Annotated in this window: 1 protein-coding gene; it reads left to right on the top strand. The window is 70.7% G+C overall.

The features are described 5' to 3' along the window. On the top strand, positions 1 to 710 hold a 710-nt coding region (locus HMPREF0731_RS22405), incomplete at both ends, for a sodium:proton antiporter (RefSeq protein WP_007006561.1).

Genomic DNA, 710 nt, shown 5'->3' with positions numbered 1-710 from the left:
GCCATGGCGGCGCTGCCGCTGCTGCTGGCCGCCGGGCCGGCCCTGGCGGCCGAGGGCGCGCACAGCCTGTCGCTGGCCTGGGCGCTGCCCTTCGCCGGCGTGCTGCTGTCCATCGCGCTGATGCCGCTGGTGGCGGGCCATCTCTGGCACCACCATTACGGCAAGATCGCCGCCGGCTGGACGGCGCTGTTCCTGATCCCCTTCGCCGCGCGCTTCGGGCTGGATGCCGCCTGGCACGAGTTCACCCATGTGCTGCTCGGCGAATACCTGCCCTTCATCACCCTGCTCCTCGCGCTCTACACCGCGGGCGGCGGCGTGCTGCTGAAGGGGGAGCTGGTCGGCACCCCCGCCACCAACACGGCGCTGCTGGCGGTCGGCACCGCCATCGCCAGCATCATGGGCACCACCGGCGCCTCGATGGTGCTGATCCGCCCGCTGCTCCGGGCCAATGCCGGACGGCGCCGGAAGATGCACAGCTTCGTCTTCTTCATCTTCCTGGTGAGCAATATCGGCGGCAGCCTGACCCCGCTCGGCGACCCGCCGCTCTATCTGGGCTTCCTGCAGGGCGTCTCCTTCTTCTGGCCGACGACGCATCTGATGGCGGAGTTCCTGTTCTGCGCCGTGCTGCTGCTGGCGGTGTACTGGCTGATCGACAGCTGGGCCTATGCGAAGGAGAAGCCCGGCGCCGCCGCCCGCGTGCCGGCCACCCC

Origin of the sequence: Pseudoroseomonas cervicalis ATCC 49957, from assembly GCF_000164635.1 — a bacterium.
GTDB classification, from domain to species: Bacteria; Pseudomonadota; Alphaproteobacteria; order Acetobacterales; family Acetobacteraceae; genus Pseudoroseomonas; species Pseudoroseomonas cervicalis.
The sequence above is the reverse complement of the archived record's forward strand: the minus strand, read 5'-3'. Positions and strand labels throughout refer to the sequence as shown.